We start from the raw sequence: 18,879 nt of genomic DNA on the forward strand, positions 1-18,879 counted from the left end.
AAATGAATAAATTGCTATTGAGCGCATCCGTTGCATTGGGTGCTACCAGCCTGGCATATGCACAGCAAACGGAAAAACCGAACTTTGTGTTGTTTATAGCCGACGACTGTTCCCATTATGATCTGGGCTGTTATGGAAGTGTTGATTCGAAAACTCCGAATATCGACCGTTTCGCTACCCAGGGAGTACGTTTCACACAAGCCTATCAGGCTGTCCCGATGTCATCACCTACCCGCCATAATTTATATACAGGTTTATGGCCTGTACGTAGCGGGGCTTATCCCAATCATACTTGTGCCGATGAAGGAACATTGAGTGTCGTGCATCATCTGCAGCCATTGGGCTATAAAGTAGCATTGATCGGGAAATCGCATATCGCTCCGGAATCAGTATTTCCTTTCGACCTTTATGTACCTTCTTTGAAAGGAGGAGATTTGAATTTTGAAGCGATTCAGAAATTTGTTTCCGATTGCAAAGCAAAAGGAGACCCTTTTTGTCTGTTTGTTGCTTCCAATCAACCGCATACTCCCTGGAATAAAGGAGACGCTTCGCAGTTTAATGCAGATAAACTAACCTTACCCCCTATGTATGTGGATATTCCCCAAACACGCAAGCAGTTTACTCGTTATCTGGCAGAAATCAATTTTATGGATCAGGAGTTTGGCAACGTCCTTTCTATTCTGGATCAGGAAAAAATGACAGATAAATCTGTTGTCGTATATTTGAGCGAACAAGGCAACAGCCTGCCTTTTGCCAAATGGACTTGTTATGATGCGGGAGTACATTCTGCGTGTATCGTCCGCTGGCCGGGAGTGATTAAGCCGGCAAGCGTGAGTGATGCATTGGTGGAATACGTCGATATTGTTCCTACCTTTGTCGACATAGCAGGAGGAAAGCCGCAGGCGAAAATGGATGGAGAAAGCTTCAAACCGGTGTTGACAGGCAAAAAGAAGGAACATAAAAAATATTCTTTCTCCCTTCAGACCACGAGAGGTATCAATGCCGGATCGCCGTATTACGGAATCCGTTCGGTATACGACGGTCGGTACAGATATATTGTCAATCTCACTCCGGAAGCTACTTTTCAGAATGTTATGACGAGTTCTCCTTTATTCAAGGAGTGGAAAAGTCTGGCGGAAACGGATAGTCATGCGAAAGCTATGACGACCAGATACCAGCATCGCCCTGCTATCGAACTGTACGATGTGAAGAATGATCCGTATTGTATGAAAAACTTGGCGGAAGATGCGGGACAAGCCTCTACCATCAGCCGGCTGGATAAAGAATTGAAACGATGGATGAAGGATTGTGGAGACGAAGGACAAGCTACCGAGATGCGTGCCTTCGAACACATGCCGGGAAAGAAAAAAATAAGCCGTCACATATCAAACGAATGAAACACAGAATGTTATTAATAAATCGTATATCATGAAAAAAGAATTTTTTGGTTTGCTTTGTGGATGTACTCTGCTTCCGGCATTTCTTCATGCACAGACAGAGCGTCCTAATATTGTGATTGTATTGGCCGACGATTTAGGTTGGGGAGATGTCGGATTTCATGGAAGTGAAATCAAGACTCCCTGTCTGGATGCTCTGGTTGGAGAAGGAGTGGAGCTCGAACGTTTCTATACCTCTCCTATCAGTACGCCTACCCGTGCGGGACTGATGACGGGACGTTACCCGAACCGCTTTGGTGTTCGTTCGGCTGTTATTCCGCCTTGGCGTGAAGACGGTCTGGACGAGAATGAAGAAACGATGGCCGATATGTTGGCACGCAACGGATATAAGAACAGAGCCATTATCGGTAAGTGGCATTTGGGACATACGAAGAAAGTGCATTATCCGATGAATAGGGGCTTTTCGCATTTCTACGGTCACCTGAACGGTGCAATAGATTATTTCGACCTTACGCGTGAGGGCGAATTGGATTGGCACAACGATTGGGAAACTTGTCATGACAAGGGATATTCTACCGAACTGATAACCAAAGAAGCTATCCGTTGCATCGATGCTTATGAGAAAGAAGGTCCGTTTATGTTGTATGTAGCTTATAATGCGCCTCACACTCCGCTGCAAGCACAGGAAAAAGATATTAAACTTTATTGTGATAACTTCGACAGTCTGACACCGAAGGAACAGAAAAAGGTGACTTATAGTGCAATGGTTTCCTGTATGGACAGAGGAATCGGAGCTATCGTAGATGCCTTGAAGAAGAAAGGAATAATGGACAACACTTTCTTTATCTTCTTTAGCGATAACGGTACTGCCGGCGTTCCGGGATCCTCATCAGGACCATTGCGTGGGCATAAATTCGACGAGTGGGATGGAGGCGTGCACGCTCCGGCTGTTCTCTATTGGAAGAAAGCAGAGAAACAGTATAAGAACTTGAGTTCGCAGGTGACAGGTTTTGTTGACCTTGTTCCCACATTGAAAGAACTGGTAGGAGATAACAGTCGTCCGAAACGTGAATATGATGGTATCAGCATACTCCCTGTATTGAATGGTAAGAAGAGCTGCATCGACCGCGATTTCTATCTGGGACACGGCGCTGTAGTCAATAAAGACTATAAACTGATCAGAAAAGGCATGAAACCGGGACTTGATTTGAAACAGGATTTTCTGGTTGATTATAAAACAGATCCTTATGAAAAGAAAAATGCCAGTGCAGGAAACGAGAAGATTGTGAAGGCCCTGTATCAGGTTGCCTTGAAATATGACACCATCACTCCTTGTATACCGGAGGTTCCATACGGTAAAGGCCGTGACGGATTCAAGGCTCCTAAAGAATGGAAAGTAGTACGTTGAATCTGTTAACCCTATGAATTGAAAATAATACAAGATGGAAAAATCAATGATTAGCATGTGCCTTTTAGGCGGATTGGCGATAGGGAATGGGTTTGCCCAAACTCCTTCGAAACCTAATATTCTATTAATCATAGCCGACGACTGCTCCTATTATGATATAGGCTGTTTCGGGGCTGTAAACAACAAGACACCTCATATAGACGCACTGGCGGAGCAGGGGATCAAATTCAACAATGCGTATAACTCCGTTTCGATGAGTACGCCTACCCGGCATTGTGTGTATACAGGTATGTATCCGATGCATCATGGTGGTTATGCAAACCATAGTGCGGTCAATGCTGATGTAAAGTCTCTTCCCACTTATCTAGGGGAACTTGGCTATCGGGTAGGATTAGCCGGGAAATGGCATATCAGGCCTTTGGCTAACTTCCCCTTCGAGAAAGTACCGGGATTTCCTGAAGGATGTACAAGTACAAACACTGACTATCATACCAAAGGTATCGAAAAGTTTATGGAGCGTGATGCTTCCCAACCTTTCTGTCTGGTATTGGCTTCTATCAACTCGCATGCTCCCTGGACGGGTGGTGACGCTTCCGTCTTCGACCGGAAGAAACTTCAATTGCCGCCACAATTTATTGATACGGAAGTAACGCGTGAATACTATGCCAGATATTTGGCTGAAGTCGGTTTGCTCGATCAGCAGGTGGGTGACGCTATGCAGATTCTGAAAGATAAGAATCTGCTGCAGAACACGCTTGTCATTTTCATCTCCGAACAAGGTACGCAATTTGCCGGAGCTAAATGGACGAATTGGAGTGCAGGGGTCAAGTCGGCGATGGTTGCTTCCTGGCCGGGTGTCATTAAACCGGGTGTGGAAACTTCTGCCATTGTTCAATATGAGGATCTTCTTCCTACGTTCATCGATGTTGCAGGCGGAGAAATTCCTGACGTGATAGACGGAAAGAGCTTGCTGGGTGTGTTTCAGGGGAAAACGAAGACACACCATAAATATGCTTATCATGTTCACAACAATGTTCCCGAGGGTCCGGCCTATCCGATTCGCTCCATTTCAGACGGACACTATCGCTTGATCTGGAATCTGACTCCGGAAGAAACATACGTGGAAAAACATATTGAAAAGGCAGAATGGTATCTCTCCTGGAAAGCACAGGAGTCGGATCAGGCACATAAAATATTGAACCGTTACAAGAATCGTCCTGAATTCGAGCTATATGATATCAAGAAAGATCCGTTCGAGATGAATAATCTGGCGGATATGAAGAAATATAGTAAGAAGAAAGCTGAACTGACGATGGAACTGCAGAAATGGATGAAGCAGCAAAATGATACCGGAGCTGATAAAGACCAGCCACGCACCCCTAAGAACAGGCAGAAGAAAGCAGCCAATGCATAGCATTCCAACAATGCTATCGTTATTTGCTCTCTGAAAGAGATTTTATTTTTTTTATTTCTCATTTCTCATAAAATCTCGATAATAAGCTTGTAATTAAATGTATATAGTATGAGAGATGTTTTTAAAACAGGCATCTCTCATACTTTTTATAGATATTTTAACGGAAAAAGGGCTTTCTCTCATACGTTTTTCAATCATTTCTCATACACTTCTCATCGAAATTGCACGGATGATGGGTACTGTAAACGCCTACATTGAAAACAGATGAAGAGCATTTTCCGTTCAAACAACCTGATGTCCTCCTGTTTTCCATTCGTTCTTGCCTTGTTATTGATAAAGCATCTGCATCGTTCCACTAGAGTGGCACAAACTGTTTACTAGAGTGCACAGACCTGTTTACTGGAGTGGAAGGGGGCGTTCACTGGAGTGGAACGAAAGAGATGGCAGTAGGATAATACGGGCATGCCGCTTGGAAAACATGAAGGCATAGGCGATATCACCTATTAACTACGGTTTTAATACATTATATATATGAATAAACTAATCACAATCTCTTCTGCACTTTTTGCAGTAACTGCTGTAAGGGCGCAAACACCCAATATCGTGTTTATATTGGCTGACGATTTAGGTTACGGAGACATCTCCGCCTTCAATCCCGAATCTAAAATCCATACTCCTAACATCGACAAACTGGCCGGGCACGGAATTGCCTTTACGGATGCCCATGCTTCCTCTGCTTTATCCACTCCTTCCAGATATTCTCTCCTGACCGGAAGATATCCGTGGCGTACCAAACTGAAACGAGGCGGTCTTAATGGTGATTCACCTGCTATGATCGACCCTGAACGTCGCACCATCGCACAAATGTTTTCAGCCAACGGATACAATACCGCTTGTATCGGCAAATGGCATTTAGGCTGGGACTGGGGATATACGGACAACGGTAGAAGCATGAAAGATATCGATTTCTCGCTCCCGATCAAGAACGGACCTACCGACAGAGGATTTGACTATTACTTCGGCATCCCTGCATCACTGGATATTTCTCCCTATGTTTACGTGGAAAACAATAAGGCAACCTCTATCCCCGATCATGTGATAGAACCCCAGAAAAAGAACCTGGCTTTACTGATGCACGGAGGAATGGCAGGAGCTGACTTCAAACCGGAAGAATGTTTTCCCAACATCATCCGTCACAGCCTGAACTATATCAATGAGCAGAAAGGCAGTAAGAAACCGTTCTTCTTATATTTGCCTATTACTGCTCCCCACACACCTATATTGCCTTCGAAAGAATTTCAGGGTAAAACCAGCATCGGTCCCTATGGTGATTTTGTAGTCATGATAGACGACATGGTGCGCCAAATTGTAGAAACATTGAAGAAGAATAAACAACTGGATAACACCATCATCGTATTTGCTTCGGACAATGGCTGTGCTGCCTATATAGGCGTCAAAGATATGGAAAGACAGGGGCATTTCCCCAGTTATATCTACAAAGGCTATAAGAGTGATATTTATGAAGGCGGTCACAGAATACCGCTTATTGTCTCCTGGAAAGGTAAATACGGGAAAGAGACAAATAACTCTCTGGTTTCGTTGATTGACTTTTATGCTACCTTTGCCGAAATGCTTAACCACAATTTGGAGACGGAAGAAGCCGTCGACAGTTACAGTATGTGGCCGATATTGAGTAAGAAAGGCACTTCCACCCGCAAAGACTTGGTGCATGAGGCAGGAGAGGGGTATCTGTCTTTACGTACTTCCCAACTGAAACTGGTATTTTACGGAGGCTCCGGTGGGTGGACATATCCCGTTAAACCGGTTGATGTAGCTAAGTTCCCTCCGATGCAATTGTTTGATATCGTGAAAGATCCTTCGGAAAAAGAAAATATCATCGGTGATAAACGTTATGAGAATGAGGTGAAAGAGATGAAACGGACTATGAAGAAATATCTGGAAGAAGGACGCTCTACACCCGGTGAGAAAGTATCGAATGATACGGAGAATAGCTGGAATCAGGTAAAGATCTTCATGCAGGAAGAAGAGTAAGCCCATCGGGAAAAAATGAAAACATAAAAAAACAGCCCCCCTGAATATAGACCTTCAGAGGTGCTGTTTTTAAATTCAACAAGGAAAAGAGTATTATTCTAATTATTATTTATTCAGAGAGTTACAGATTTTCTGGTTGATTTCCCTGATTTTAGCTTCATCCATTTTGATTACTTTACGGTCGTAAGTGAGCAGACCGTTGATTTCACCTTCTACGTCTGTTGTCTGAGTATATACGGCAGCAGAGAATCCTTTCTGGATCAATTCCAACAGATGTCTGCCATATTTGATGTATTCGTTGGTTACTTCGTCCGATGTATTGAACTTCACATAACCCCAGTTTTTCTTGTCATTCACCCAAGTGTTTCCTTCTACTACAAGGCCGATACCTCCGTACTCACCCAATACGGTAGCACGTCTCGGATCGTAAAGGAACATGTTTGGGCCCGGATAGTGGTGAAGGTCGAGAATATCGCCACAAGTGTAGTGATTACCACCACTGGCAGGATTCACCAGTCGGCTAGGATCGTATTCTTTGGTCCACGCTACGATTTCCGGAGTTTTGAATTGGCCCCATGCTTCATTGAAAGGTACCCATACAGCGATACTCGGATAAGAGTACAGACAGTCGATGATTTCTTTCCACTCTTTGCGGTAGTTAGCTTCGGAAGCAGCAGAGCGAATCACTTCTGTACCGTTGAAATAGTTACGTGCTTGCCACTGTGGGCTGGGACCACCGTTCGGCATATCTTGCCATACGATCAATCCCAACTGGTCGCAATGAGTGTACCAGCGTGCAGGTTCTACCTTAACGTGTTTACGTACCATGTTGTAGCCGAAGTCTTTTGTTTTCTTCAAGTCGTAAACCAAAGCTTCGTCTGTCGGTGCAGTATATAAACCATCAGGCCACCATCCCTGGTCGAGCGGACCGAATTGGAAATAATCTTTGTTGTTCAACTGCAGGCGAGTGATACCATTCGGACCCTTGCGGGTAGAATATTTACGCATAGCAGTATAGCTCTTTACTTGGTCGATTGCTTTTCCGTCTTTATACAGAGTCACTTCCATATTGTAAAGGAAGGGAGAGTCCGGAGACCACAGTTTAGCATTAGCAGGCATTGCCAGTTCAACGGGTACTCCGTTCAACGCTGCACCTTTGGCTACAAGGTTCTTGCCGTCGAATACTTTTACTTCCACTTTGTCAGCAGAAGTTGTGTTGGCAGCAACTTCTACCTTAACAGAGTTATTATCAATATTAGGAGTAGTTTTCAGATTAGCGATGTATTGTGTTGCCACCGGTTCCAACCACACTGTTTGCCAGATACCTGTAACCGGAGTGTACCAAATGCCATGAGGGTTTGCTATTTGTTTTCCTCTGGGTTGTTCGCCACGATCTGAAGGGTCCCATACTTTTACTACCAGATCATTATTGCCTTTATTAAGTACGGAAGTGATATCGAAATAGAAAGGGGTAAATCCGCCTGTGTGTTCACCTACCTTTACGTCATTCACCCAAACTTCTGCTTTCCAGTCTACTGCTCCGAAGTGCAACAGGACTTGTTTGCCACGCCAGTTGGAAGGAACGTCGAAAGTGCGTTGGTACCACAGTTCCTCTTTCTCGTTTATCATTTTGCCTACGCCTGATAAAGACGATTCTACAGCAAAAGGAACCAGAATGTCACCCTGGTAAGCAGCAGGTGCAGGAGTTCCCTTCTTTGTGATTGCATATTTCCAAAGCCCGTTCAGGTTTTTCCAGTCACTACGTTCCATGATAGGACGCGGATATTCCGGCAATACATTTTTAGGATCGAGCTGTTCTCCCCACGATGTCTTGATTTTGTCACCGGCAGGTTTCCATTGAGCAAAAGTCGAACTGCATAGAGCCAATGCAAGTAGCATTGTTAGAAAATTCTTTTTCATGTTCATGGTATACATTATAATTAGTTATTAGATATAAATTCCATAAGAAGGAACATTGCAAAGAAAGTGGAATTTAAAGAGAATAAAGGAAACTTGCCGTTCAAAAAACAGCAAAATCTCTTCTTTTTCTATATAAAGTCTCCTATAAAGTTACTTTTGATGATAAATACCGGAAGTAGTGGTCAGTTTTTTTCTTTGTTGAACAATCGTTTTTTTGTTATTTGTCAGCAGTTTTTGTTCCTGATGGTTTGGGGAGTTTCGTTCCGGCTTTGTCCGGAACACCCAGTACAGGCATTCCGTCTTTGTCCCACTCCATTTTTTGTAAGCGGGGAGTACGTGAGTCCATTGCACCCGGAGCGTCGTTGGGAATCTGGCGGGCATGATAAAGCATATAACATTCTTTTCCATCCGGTGAAGGAATGAAAGAACTGCCGCCGGGACCAAAAACTTCGTTTTTCGGCTCCTGCTGAAATACAGGGGTCGGATGTTTCTTCCAGGAAGCGGGATCCAGCAGGTCAGCATTGGCGTCTGCTGTTAGTAATCCTACACAATAATAAGGCGTCCAGCTACCACTGGCAGAATAAAAAATGCAAACTTTGTCTTTATTCTTCGGTTGGAAAAAATGAGGTGCCTCGTTCACATGAATCGGATAGGCCGTTTTACTGCCATCAGGATTGACCCATTGACATTCCCATTCATATTCAGGTTTGGAAATCAGGACTCTATCGGAAGAAAGAGTCCATGGATTTTCCATGGAAGCGATGTAAATGCACTGTGTCTCACTGTCGATTCTTCGTTTTTGCCATCCGCACCAGATCATATAATGTTGTCCGTTATGTTCAAAAGTGCTTGCATGAATCGCCCAGTTGTTATCTTTGTCAGTCGGTATTCGGCCTTTCATGACAAACTTTCCCTCTGTAGGAGTGGCAGCCTCGTTCTCAATTACATAAATCTGGTGATTGTCCATGTTACCGTCATCTGCCGCAAAATAGATATACCATTTATTATTGATCCGATGTAGCTCGGGGGCCCATAAATGGTGCGAATTACTAGGGTCTGTCGGTATCCATACCGGTTTTTTAAGACTGTCATCCAAGTTTGTTATATCACTCGTTTCCCAAAGTATGATCCTGCTTTCGGAACCTTGTGTGTAGTAATATTTCCCTTCGTGAAAAACACCCCATGGTTCTGCTCCTTTTTCGCGCAACGGATTCGTATAGGTATCTCCTGTTATCGTTTCCTTTTCCGGCTCTGTTTTCTTCTTGGGTTGGCAAGATGCACAAATAATGACTAAAAGTACAGTTAGTAATGAGATTCCGCTTTTCATGGTATTTTTCATTTTATAATGACACTGCAAAGAAAGCACAAAATCTTGATAAATCATCTTTTTTTTGCAGATTGGTTAGTATTTATCCTTAATTGGTTCATAATTATTGAATTTTCTATTCGTTTTTTCTCATCTTTGTAGCACGAACTTTAAAATTGATATTATATGAAACTAAAACATCTTATTCTTTTCTGTATTATTTGTTGTTCCCTGTCTGTATTTGGGCAAAAGGCCGGTCAGCAACCAAAGACAAGTGGCAATCCTGTATTTCCGGGCTGGTATGCCGATCCGGAAGGAATTGTGTTTGGAGATGAATACTGGATTTACCCTACGTATTCGGCGCCTTATGACGAACAAACCTTCATGGATGCTTTCTCGTCTAAAGACTTGGTGAACTGGACAAAACACCCGAAAGTGTTGTCGAAAGAGAATATAAGTTGGTTTAGACGTGCTTTATGGGCACCTGCTGTGGTTCATGCGAATGACAAATATTATATATTCTTCGGTGCGAATGATATTCAAAGTAATAACGAGCTGGGAGGTATCGGTGTGGCTGTAGCCGACAATCCTGCCGGACCATTTAAGGATGCACTGGGCAAACCTCTGATTGATAAATTTGTAAATGGTGCACAGCCGATCGATCAGTTTGTTTACAAAGATGATGACGGACAGTATTATATGTATTATGGTGGCTGGGGACATTGCAATATGGTGAAGCTGGCTCCGGACTTGTTGAGTATCGTACCGTTTGAGGATGGTACCATCTATAAGGAAGTAACTCCCGAAAAATATGTAGAGGGACCTTTCATGTTAAAACGTAACGGTAAATACTATTTTATGTGGTCGGAAGGCGGTTGGACCGGACCGGATTATTGCGTAGCCTATGCGATTGCCGACTCACCATTCGGACCTTTTAAAAGAGAAGCAAAAATCTTACAGCGAGATCCCAATATTGGAACGGGTGCCGGTCATCATTCTGTAGTGAAAGGTCCGGGAGCGGACGAATGGTACATCATTTATCATCGCCATCCATTAGGTGAAACGGATGGAAACGCTCGTGTGACCTGTATTGATCGCATGATTTTTGATAAAGACGGAAAAATAAAACCCATAAAGATGACTTTCGAGGGAGTAGAAGCCAGCCCATTGAAGTAAAATCTGAAAAGTTCAGCCCATCGGTAATTAATATTTTAATAAAGATGGGCTTTTTTTGATTTATTGTTTTATTTTTGTCCTTATAAATTCAATATATCACAATTGTCGATATAGCTACTGAAAACTAGCTCATATTCCTCTTTTGTAAATCCATAAAGGAGTAAGTGTATTCTTTATTTATTGTATTCATATATTCAACACAGAACTGCAAGTATTGCACTTTTGCCTCATTTACCATATTCATTTTTGTTAGAGACTGAATTGCATAACAAAGAGCTTCATCATTGATAGGATCAATATAAAATAAACTCTCACAAAGTGCAACAACTATTTTATACGCTTCTTTCTTGAAACAATTTTCGATTTCAATCAATAATATCGGTTCTAATTTCTGTTCAAGACTTCCTTTAAAAGAATCAAACTCCGGCATATCAATTGAACGAAGGAACTTGCCTCGAGACACGATTCTTAGTAGCTCTGTCTCATGCCCTCCCGTATTATTTGTCATTAAAAGTTTGACACAAGCAAGATAATCACAATAAAATTCATCAGTGTATTCAATCCTGAACAAACCTTTATCATGTATCAGTTCAACTCCATCAATTTCTTTTAATATCCCTCTTACATGATTAATAGTAACCCCACGTGAGTTTTTCACCTTATCTTCTGATTTACCGGGCCAGAACAATTCACTCAATCTCTGCGATGAAATACCTCCTTTATGACTATATTGAAGAATTGATAAGAACACCTGTTTCAATTTAGTACTAAACATATAGGTTATATCTTTATTTTGCCTGTCACGCACCATAAACTCTCCAAACAAATAAACACTATTGGCTTTGACTGGATTTTGTTCCAAGGTAGTGGGCTGCTTCACATTTACTGAATTTATAACGTTTTTTTTATCATTTTCTCCTTGTTTTTTATGAGAACGACGTTTAAGAAAAAAAACAGAGCAAATACAATTGCTATAAACGATAATATAAGTAATGTTATCAATAGTTGATAAGTAAATTTTTTATCGCTGTTGTGAGGTTTGTATATACTCAATAATTCACTACTTATCGGAGGAAAAGCCAATGAATATATTTTGATGCCTGAAGATATATCATCATCATTAAACTCCTGTACCACTGCAAAAAGTTTATTGAGTTTATCACTATAATATAAATTAGCCTTAGTCTTTATTTTTTCTGAATGTATCGGTATAGAATCACCCAATATCTGGAAAGCTCCGTCCTTGAATGCGAAACGATATAGTTTGAGATAAGTATCAGAAAAATGTTCCGGATAGCAAAGCGTATAAAAGCATGAATCATCTTGGATAACCATTTCTCTTACAGGAACAACGTTTTCTTTATTCCATGGAATTTCCCATTGCTTAGAGATTGTATGATTACTCAAGTTAACCTTGTGTAAATCATAAAAATATTGACGTCCTACAATCTGTTCTCCCGATTCATTCCCCATACCGCCGTATATATAGAGAGAATTATTATCCTCACGATATCCCATGGATGAGAAATATCGGGGGGCTATCTGTTTCCCTTTCAAGGCTACCGCATCCTGCCTGTTTTTATTATAATTATACATATATAGCTCTTTACTATAGTATATATCTCCAAAACCTCCGAATATGAAATGTCGTTCATTTGTCTGATCATAGGCAGCACTATGATGGTGTAGCTGCATAGGCAAACTTTCATAACTCATTATAGACCACTCTTTGGTGTATAGATCAAGGGTTGCGATGGTTGGTTTACCTGCAACCTCTGCTTGAGCTTCATACACATAAAGTTTATTAGTCTTACCATCTAGGAAATTTGTTCCTAAAAAAATATCCATGGGACACTCATTCGTAAAAGTATCGTATCTCACATCACCCGAATACAAATTATACGTAATTAGAGTATCCTTATTAAATATATAGATATTGTCTGCAAGGGCATCAAAATTGTAGCCTGCTACACTAGAAGACGTAAACTTTCGCTTATAATCCCAATTATAAGATTCATTGATGAGCCATATCGGATTACTAACACGCCCGAATACTTTACCTTCAAGAGTGTGGACTTCCTCCCCCTCACTTTCCTTTAAAGGGAAATTATATTGCTGTTTATTATCAGAGACAGTTAGTCCCTTTATCGAAAAGGTTGGCACATCAATCATATAATCACTCTTTCCAAAATAAATATCTGGAGTCCATTTGGTAGGCAAGTTAAGATTATTAGCAAAAAACTGTTGCCGTTTGATGGTTAGACATAAAGAACCTTTGTGTGGCTCAAATTCTATTGAAATGGGAAACCAACGAGATACAACCAGCTCTTTAGTTTCAAATTTAGCGGCAATGAGACTGTTCTTGCCCTCTTCATTTAATTTGAACACAGAGAATGTGCCATCATTGTAATAAGATAAATTATAGATTTTGCTATTATCTTCGCTCTTGATCCTGACTATATAGCCTAAACGAGACGGTCGGGTTAATGACATATCAAAGCTTATAGTAAATTTGTCCGAAAACGGAATAGGTGTATCACCGAAAACACTATAAAATGTACGCTCATCAATAGGATAATCATTCCCTTTAAACTCCAGCCCTTGCCCATATAAAGCAGTTGATAGGAAGGACAGACTTATCATAGTATAATAAATTATCGGTTTCATATATTTTAATTTGTGTATTCAATCAAATAATTAAATACAAACTTACATAAAAAGTCCCACATATAATAGTTTTAATCCTTTTAATATTCTTTTTTTTTAAACATGTCTCTATACCTTTTCCAATTATCCGATGATTAGTCATCCTCCAAACGACCATAAAATATTCCCTGTAAAATGGCCGGGATTAATGCATTTTTCTGATTAATAACCGCATTTTAACCCATAATTTAACCGTCGTACTCTTTTTTTGCCAGAAATAACCAAACGAACCATGACGGATATAAAACCAAAAGATGAAAACGAATTATTAAGTCCAATAGATCTATGGCCTAAAACATGCTTGACTGTTCTAACCCTTGTAATACACACATAAATATTTAATTATGAATTATGGAAAACAAAAAAAAACATTTTGAATTGCGTATGAAACTAATGAAAAACTTACGAACGTTCACGCTCTTTATGCTACTGGGAACCATCGCGTTCGCAGTTAGTTCGTGTAGCGACGACGATGACTCTACAAAGTTCGACTACGGTACTGTAACAGGTATTGTTACTGATGAAAACAACACGCCAATTGGTGGTGTTGCAGTTACCATCTCTGATGTTGAGGGTTCTACAACAACCGGTGCTGACGGAAAATATTCTTTTCCCAATGTTCCTATGGATAAGCGTGCTATTACATTCACTAAAAAAGATTATCTGACTACCAGTGCAACAGTTTTGGCCGGCAAATTCGATGCTAATAAAATAGCCTCTATTAACATTCAAATGTTAAGTGCAGATGCTAAAGTGATGGGTACTGTCACTGACGCCAAAAATAACAATGCTCCTCTTGCAGGCGTAACTGTGAAACTAGGCTCATTGGCTACAACGACCGACAATGAAGGTAAATACTTATTCGAAAGCCTTATTGTCGACAATTATTCTATTACATTTAGCAAAACGAATTATGTAGCGGTTTCAAGGGATATTAAGAAAGATCAGTTCGCAGATAAGGTAGCCACTCTCGATATTCGTCTGGGTGGAGTAGAAGTATTACCGGGCTTAACGGCCGATGACTTGAAGGAAGCGGACAAATGGCTTTATAATGAATACAGGGGCGGACGAAATGGCGACAGTTATCCTCATTGGGACTGGTCAACAGACTATATGTGTACTTTGAGTTTCTGGGGTAATATGGAAGAACAGTCGGAGGGTACAACTTTAAGAATCAGAAATACTGGTAATGAACAAAAGAATCCGGCTAATTTGGACGCATTTGACTCTTATACTTATGGTAGCAAGAAAATCACGGAAGATAATAAGATACTGTCATTGAGAGTCCGCACCCACAATGCAGATGACAAGGCTCCAGCATATTTTGGAGTACAAGTAGTAGATCTTTCTGCAGCAGAACCTGTAGCTGTAAAAGTAGGAGAAACCCAGACCTGTGGTACATCCGATTATACTGATTATACTTTTGACTTGAGTGATTATGTTGGAAAAGAAGTCATTATAGCTATCGGAATCTATCGTACCGCAACAGGCGATTATTGGAAGCAGTTGGTTCTCCGTGCTATTCGTTTTGCTCCTACAAAAGTAGAAGGATGGAACTGGTTGCCGGGCACTTCTATCAGTGGTTTGGAAGAGTGGAAATTAACTCATGAAATGGTCCGCTCAACAATGGTTCAAACAGCCAAATCATTCACCGGAATAAGCCCAATTAGAGGTGGTAGAGACGATTATTATGGGGCATATCGTGCATGGCGAGATGTGAATCATATAGCCTATGGCTGGACATTTATGCCGACAGTAAAAGACCCCGAAGTATTCCCAAGTGAAGGCTATCTGATAAAAACGACGGGTAACGGAGCTGCTAATATCAATAAACCTGAGGCCTATTTCTATGCCAAATTTGCAATTGCCGATGGAAATAACAAACTAACATTGAGAACCCGTACTTTTGGTGGTCAATGGACATTCTTCAAGCTTACTGTCGTTAAAGAAGACGGAACATTCACTCACTTAGCACCCACATCCAATACGGCTCGGGAAGCAGCAGCTGCCGAAGGCGGTTGTTGGAAATTCAAACATGATGCCGGAAATCCTGACAATCCGAATTCCTATGCTAAGTTCGAATACGACTTATCTCAATTCAACGGCAATAATGTAGTATTGGCTATAGGTGTGTATAATGGAGAAAAGAGCAGCGATGAGAATAAGCTGGTATTCCATAGTGTCGAATTAAATTAATAAGATGAATCTGTTCCTACTCGAATCTTTTCCCTGTCAACCTTTTTAATCAGGTTAAAGATTCGGGTGGAAACCGATTTAGAGTGAATAAAAACATAACTAAATTTTAATAATTATCATTATGATGAAAACACAACGTGCAAAAAGAATGCAGCACCTGTACACTTGCATTCTGATGGTGTTTCTTCTGATTTTGAGTTCCTCATCTTGGGCACAAAAGAAAACCATTCAAGGTATTGTTACAGATGAAACCAATGAGCCTGTAATTGGAGCCAATGTTGTAATAAAGAATACAAGCATAGGTACGATAACCGGTATAGATGGTCAATATCGTATTGAAGCTCCGGCGAATGCTACTTTAGTATTCACTTTTGTAGGCTATAACCCGATAGAAGAAAAAGTAAATGGCCGTACACAAATCAATGTTTCTATGAAATCCAACGACATTACTCTCAGCGATGTAGTGATTGTGGGATATGGTGTACAGAAGAAAGTGAGCCTTACCGGTTCGATAGCAGGAGTGAGAAGTACGGAATTGCTAAAAACTAAAAACGAGAATCCCCAGAATATGCTTACCGGTAAAATATCCGGAGTACGTGTATGGCAGAAAAGTGCCGAACCAGGTTCTTATAGCAACAACTTCGATATTCGTGGATATGACGCTCCATTGGTTATCATTGATGGTGTTCCCCGTGATGTGCAAGACTTCCAGCGTTTGAACGCTAATGATATTGATGATATTTCTGTATTGAAAGATGCTTCGGCTGCTATCTACGGTGTACGTTCTGCCAATGGCGTAGTACTGGTAACCACCAAAAAAGGATCAAAAGAGGGGAAAACCAAAGTTTCATACAATGGTTCGTTTACTATACAACAGCCATCCGATATGCCTAAACTGGCCGATCCTTATGGAACAATGACTCTGTATAATGAAAAGGCGATGAATAAAGTAGATGGCGGAAATATTATATACGGTGAAGATCAGTTCGAAGCTTTCCGTAATGGCACTCGTCGTGCTACTGATTGGAATTCATTAATATTTTCAGATCATTCTCCGCAGACTCAACACGATATAAGTATTTCAGGAGGAAATGACAGAACTCAATACTATATAGGTATGGGTTACTTCTATCAGGAAGGATTCTTTAAATCAGGAGATTTGAATTATGAAAAATATAATATTCGTTCTAACATCTCGACAAGAATTCTCAAAGGATTGACTTTTGAACTCAATCTTAGTGCTTTCCTTGATGAACGAAATTCTCCTTACTACAGTTCTGTCGACATTATTCGCAACTATTGGTCGCAGGGTGTATTGTATCCGGCATATGCCGATCCGGAAAATACAATGCTGAATTACAAAGGATTGGAGTTGGAAAATAATACGGTTGCCTTTATGACTTCCGACGTGTCGGGATACAAAAAGAACAAACAGAAAAACATCCAATCTTCAGCATCACTCAATTATGATTTTGGAACGATAACCCCTGTTTTAAAAGGTTTGTCGGCAAAAGCATTGTTCAGTTACGATTACCGATTGGACAATAATGAAAGTTATCGTAAGGAATATTATCAATATGCTTATGATGATTTGACCGATACCTATGCTCAAAAATTGTACAACAACAGTTCTCCGAGCAACCTCCTCCGAAAAATGTACGACAAACAGCAGACGCTGGCTCAGTTGATATTGAATTATAATCGCACATTTGGAGAGCATTCCATAAGCGGATTAGTCGGCTGGGAGACTCAAAAACGTCAGGGAGATAATTTCTATGCTCAACGTAATCTTGCTTTCAGTGTTCCATATCTTTTTGTAGGCGAAGATACCGCCCAACAAGGTGGAATGTATTCGGGTAACTCTGATTTGTACGAAGAAGCCAATTCCGCTCTGATAGGCAGGGTGAATTATGCGTACGGAAGCCGTTATCTGTTAGAAGCTCAATTCCGTTACGACGGATCATCCAAATTTGCAAAAGGACATAAATGGGGATTCTTCCCGTCCGTATCTGCCGGATGGCGTATCTCTGAAGAGCCGTTCTTCAAATCAATATCCGCCCTTTCTTTTGTAAATCAATTAAAACTGCGCGCCAGCTACGGTGTGTTGGGAGATGATTTAAGTAATGGTTGGAACTATGAATGGGCACAAGGATATAATTATCCTGCTACCAGCGGAAATGCAGAAAAAGGGTATTATAACCAATATGCTCCCGGTTTCGTTTTCGGTGATAAATTCGTTTATGCCGCCTCACCCAAACCTCTTCCCAATGAAGGTATCTCATGGTACGAATCAAGAACATTCGACATTGGTGTAGACTTTGAGGGATGGGATGGTTTATTCGGTTTTGTAATCGACTATTTCGACCGCCGCCGCAAAAACATGTTTGCCCGTAGCAGCGGTGATTTACCAACAGTTGTAGGTGCTGAAGCTCCATTGGAGAACGTTAACAGTGACCGCCAGTTTGGTATAGATCTGGAGCTTACACACCGGAATAAAATAGGAGATCTTTCTTATAAGGTAAAAGCAATAGGTACCATTACTCGTAGAAAACACATGACTGCAGTCGATAAAGGTCCTTGGTCCAGTTCTTATGACAGATGGCGCAACGATAATTTAAATAATCGTTACCAAGGCGTGCAATTTGGCTATAATGCAGCAGGACGTTACACCGATTGGAATGATATCTGGTCATACCCTATTTATAAAGACAGAGATATACTTCCCGGAGATTACAAGTATGTGGACTGGAATGGAGATGGTGAAATCAATGGACAAGACGAGCATCCTTTTGCATTCGATCAGACACCTTGGTTAAATTACAGTTTGAACTTGGATTTCAACTATAAGAATTTCGATTTGAATATCTTATTCCAAGGCTCTGCTCTCGGTTCTATGGAATATAAAGAACCTTTGTATAATATATGGGGTGAAAATGGCGGAGGTGCTTTAGAGCAATTCCTCGATCGTTGGCATCCGACAGACCCAACGGCTGATCCCTACGATCCGAAGACTCAATGGGTTAGCGGTCACTATGGCTATACAGGTCATTACCCCAGAGGAAACTCCGAATTCAATCGTGTCAGCACAGCTTATTTGCGTCTGAAGAGTGTAGAAATTGGCTATACCCTACCTAAAATAAAGGCTCTATCGACCATGAATCTACGTATATTCGCCAATGCTTACAATCTGTTTACCATCACAGGTGTAAAATTTGTCGATCCGGAACATCCTGACGACGATCTGGGTAGAATGTATCCGTTGAACAAAACCTATACAGTAGGGATGTCTCTTTCTTTCTAAAGT

11 protein-coding genes are annotated in these 18,879 nt (G+C 41.1%); 7 read left to right on the forward strand and 4 right to left on the reverse strand.

All coding sequences use genetic code 11. The features are described from left to right. Nucleotides 1-2 precede the first annotated feature (2 nt). From NXV01_RS06445 to NXV01_RS06460, 4 genes are all read left to right on the forward strand, one after another. Entirely contained in the window at nt 3-1,397 is a 1,395-nt protein-coding gene (locus NXV01_RS06445; RefSeq protein WP_259022002.1) for a sulfatase, read from the forward strand. Between the two features lie 31 nt (nt 1,398-1,428). Continuing rightward, the gene (locus NXV01_RS06450) at nt 1,429-2,805 is read left to right on the forward strand and encodes an arylsulfatase (RefSeq protein WP_195648884.1); all 1,377 of its coding nucleotides are present in this window, start codon (nt 1,429-1,431) and stop codon (nt 2,803-2,805) included. Nucleotides 2,806-2,839: 34 nt separating this feature from the next. Next, nucleotides 2,840-4,219: a sulfatase gene (locus NXV01_RS06455; RefSeq protein ID WP_259022004.1), complete on the forward strand. Its 1,380-nt coding sequence runs from the start codon at nt 2,840-2,842 to the stop codon at nt 4,217-4,219. 531 nt (nt 4,220-4,750) lie between these two features. Continuing rightward, nucleotides 4,751-6,271, forward strand: a complete 1,521-nt coding sequence (locus NXV01_RS06460) for an arylsulfatase (RefSeq protein ID WP_148364117.1) — start codon at nt 4,751-4,753, stop codon at nt 6,269-6,271. A gap of 105 nt (nt 6,272-6,376) precedes the next feature. On the opposite strand, the gene NXV01_RS06465 is transcribed toward NXV01_RS06460, so the two are convergent. Then, nucleotides 6,377-8,191 carry a glycoside hydrolase family 2 protein gene (locus tag NXV01_RS06465; RefSeq protein ID WP_259022006.1) on the reverse strand — a complete coding sequence of 605 codons (1,815 nt, stop codon included), beginning with the start codon at nt 8,189-8,191 and terminating at the stop codon, nt 6,377-6,379. 217 nt (nt 8,192-8,408) lie between these two features. Then, a complete protein-coding gene (locus NXV01_RS06470; RefSeq protein ID WP_167511709.1) occupies nt 8,409-9,518 on the reverse strand; it encodes a family 43 glycosylhydrolase in 1,110 nt (369 codons plus the stop codon). A 165-nt stretch (nt 9,519-9,683) separates the two neighbouring features. On the opposite strand from NXV01_RS06470, the gene NXV01_RS06475 reads away from it, so the two are divergent. Beyond that, entirely contained in the window at nt 9,684-10,673 is a 990-nt protein-coding gene (locus tag NXV01_RS06475; protein ID WP_195648867.1) for a glycoside hydrolase family 43 protein, read from the forward strand. Nucleotides 10,674-10,797: 124 nt separating this feature from the next. Here NXV01_RS06475 and NXV01_RS06480 read toward each other — a convergent pair whose 3' ends face one another. Then, nucleotides 10,798-11,535 carry a hypothetical protein gene (locus NXV01_RS06480; RefSeq protein ID WP_259022008.1) on the reverse strand — a complete coding sequence of 246 codons (738 nt, stop codon included), beginning with the start codon at nt 11,533-11,535 and terminating at the stop codon, nt 10,798-10,800. A 29-nt stretch (nt 11,536-11,564) separates the two neighbouring features. Next, nucleotides 11,565-13,340: a hypothetical protein gene (locus tag NXV01_RS06485; protein ID WP_259022009.1), complete on the reverse strand. Its 1,776-nt coding sequence runs from the start codon at nt 13,338-13,340 to the stop codon at nt 11,565-11,567. 423 nt (nt 13,341-13,763) lie between these two features. On the opposite strand from NXV01_RS06485, the gene NXV01_RS06490 reads away from it, so the two are divergent. Both NXV01_RS06490 and NXV01_RS06495 read left to right on the forward strand, forming a co-directional pair. Beyond that, entirely contained in the window at nt 13,764-15,575 is a 1,812-nt protein-coding gene (locus NXV01_RS06490) for a carboxypeptidase-like regulatory domain-containing protein (protein ID WP_259022010.1), read from the forward strand. Between the two features lie 121 nt (nt 15,576-15,696). After that, nucleotides 15,697-18,876: a TonB-dependent receptor gene (locus NXV01_RS06495; protein ID WP_259022012.1), complete on the forward strand. Its 3,180-nt coding sequence runs from the start codon at nt 15,697-15,699 to the stop codon at nt 18,874-18,876. Nucleotides 18,877-18,879: the final 3 nt, after the last annotated feature.

The organism is Bacteroides sp. BFG-606, assembly GCF_024788145.1.
GTDB classification, from domain to species: Bacteria; Bacteroidota; Bacteroidia; order Bacteroidales; family Bacteroidaceae; genus Bacteroides; species Bacteroides vicugnae.

What these genes read in the sequence shown, in the direction of transcription:
- NXV01_RS06445 (WP_259022002.1), top strand. Translation starts at nt 3, where the DNA reads ATGAATAAATTGCTATTGAGCGCATCCGTTGCATTGGGTGCTACCAGC.
- NXV01_RS06450 (WP_195648884.1), top strand. Translation starts at nt 1,429, where the DNA reads ATGAAAAAAGAATTTTTTGGTTTGCTTTGTGGATGTACTCTGCTTCCG.
- NXV01_RS06455 (WP_259022004.1), top strand. Translation starts at nt 2,840, where the DNA reads ATGGAAAAATCAATGATTAGCATGTGCCTTTTAGGCGGATTGGCGATA.
- NXV01_RS06460 (WP_148364117.1), top strand. Translation starts at nt 4,751, where the DNA reads ATGAATAAACTAATCACAATCTCTTCTGCACTTTTTGCAGTAACTGCT.
- NXV01_RS06465 (WP_259022006.1), bottom strand. Translation starts at nt 8,191, where the DNA reads ATGAAAAAGAATTTTCTAACAATGCTACTTGCATTGGCTCTATGCAGT.
- NXV01_RS06470 (WP_167511709.1), bottom strand. Translation starts at nt 9,518, where the DNA reads ATGAAAAGCGGAATCTCATTACTAACTGTACTTTTAGTCATTATTTGT.
- NXV01_RS06475 (WP_195648867.1), top strand. Translation starts at nt 9,684, where the DNA reads ATGAAACTAAAACATCTTATTCTTTTCTGTATTATTTGTTGTTCCCTG.
- NXV01_RS06485 (WP_259022009.1), bottom strand. Translation starts at nt 13,340, where the DNA reads ATGAAACCGATAATTTATTATACTATGATAAGTCTGTCCTTCCTATCA.
- NXV01_RS06490 (WP_259022010.1), top strand. Translation starts at nt 13,764, where the DNA reads ATGAAACTAATGAAAAACTTACGAACGTTCACGCTCTTTATGCTACTG.
- NXV01_RS06495 (WP_259022012.1), top strand. Translation starts at nt 15,697, where the DNA reads ATGATGAAAACACAACGTGCAAAAAGAATGCAGCACCTGTACACTTGC.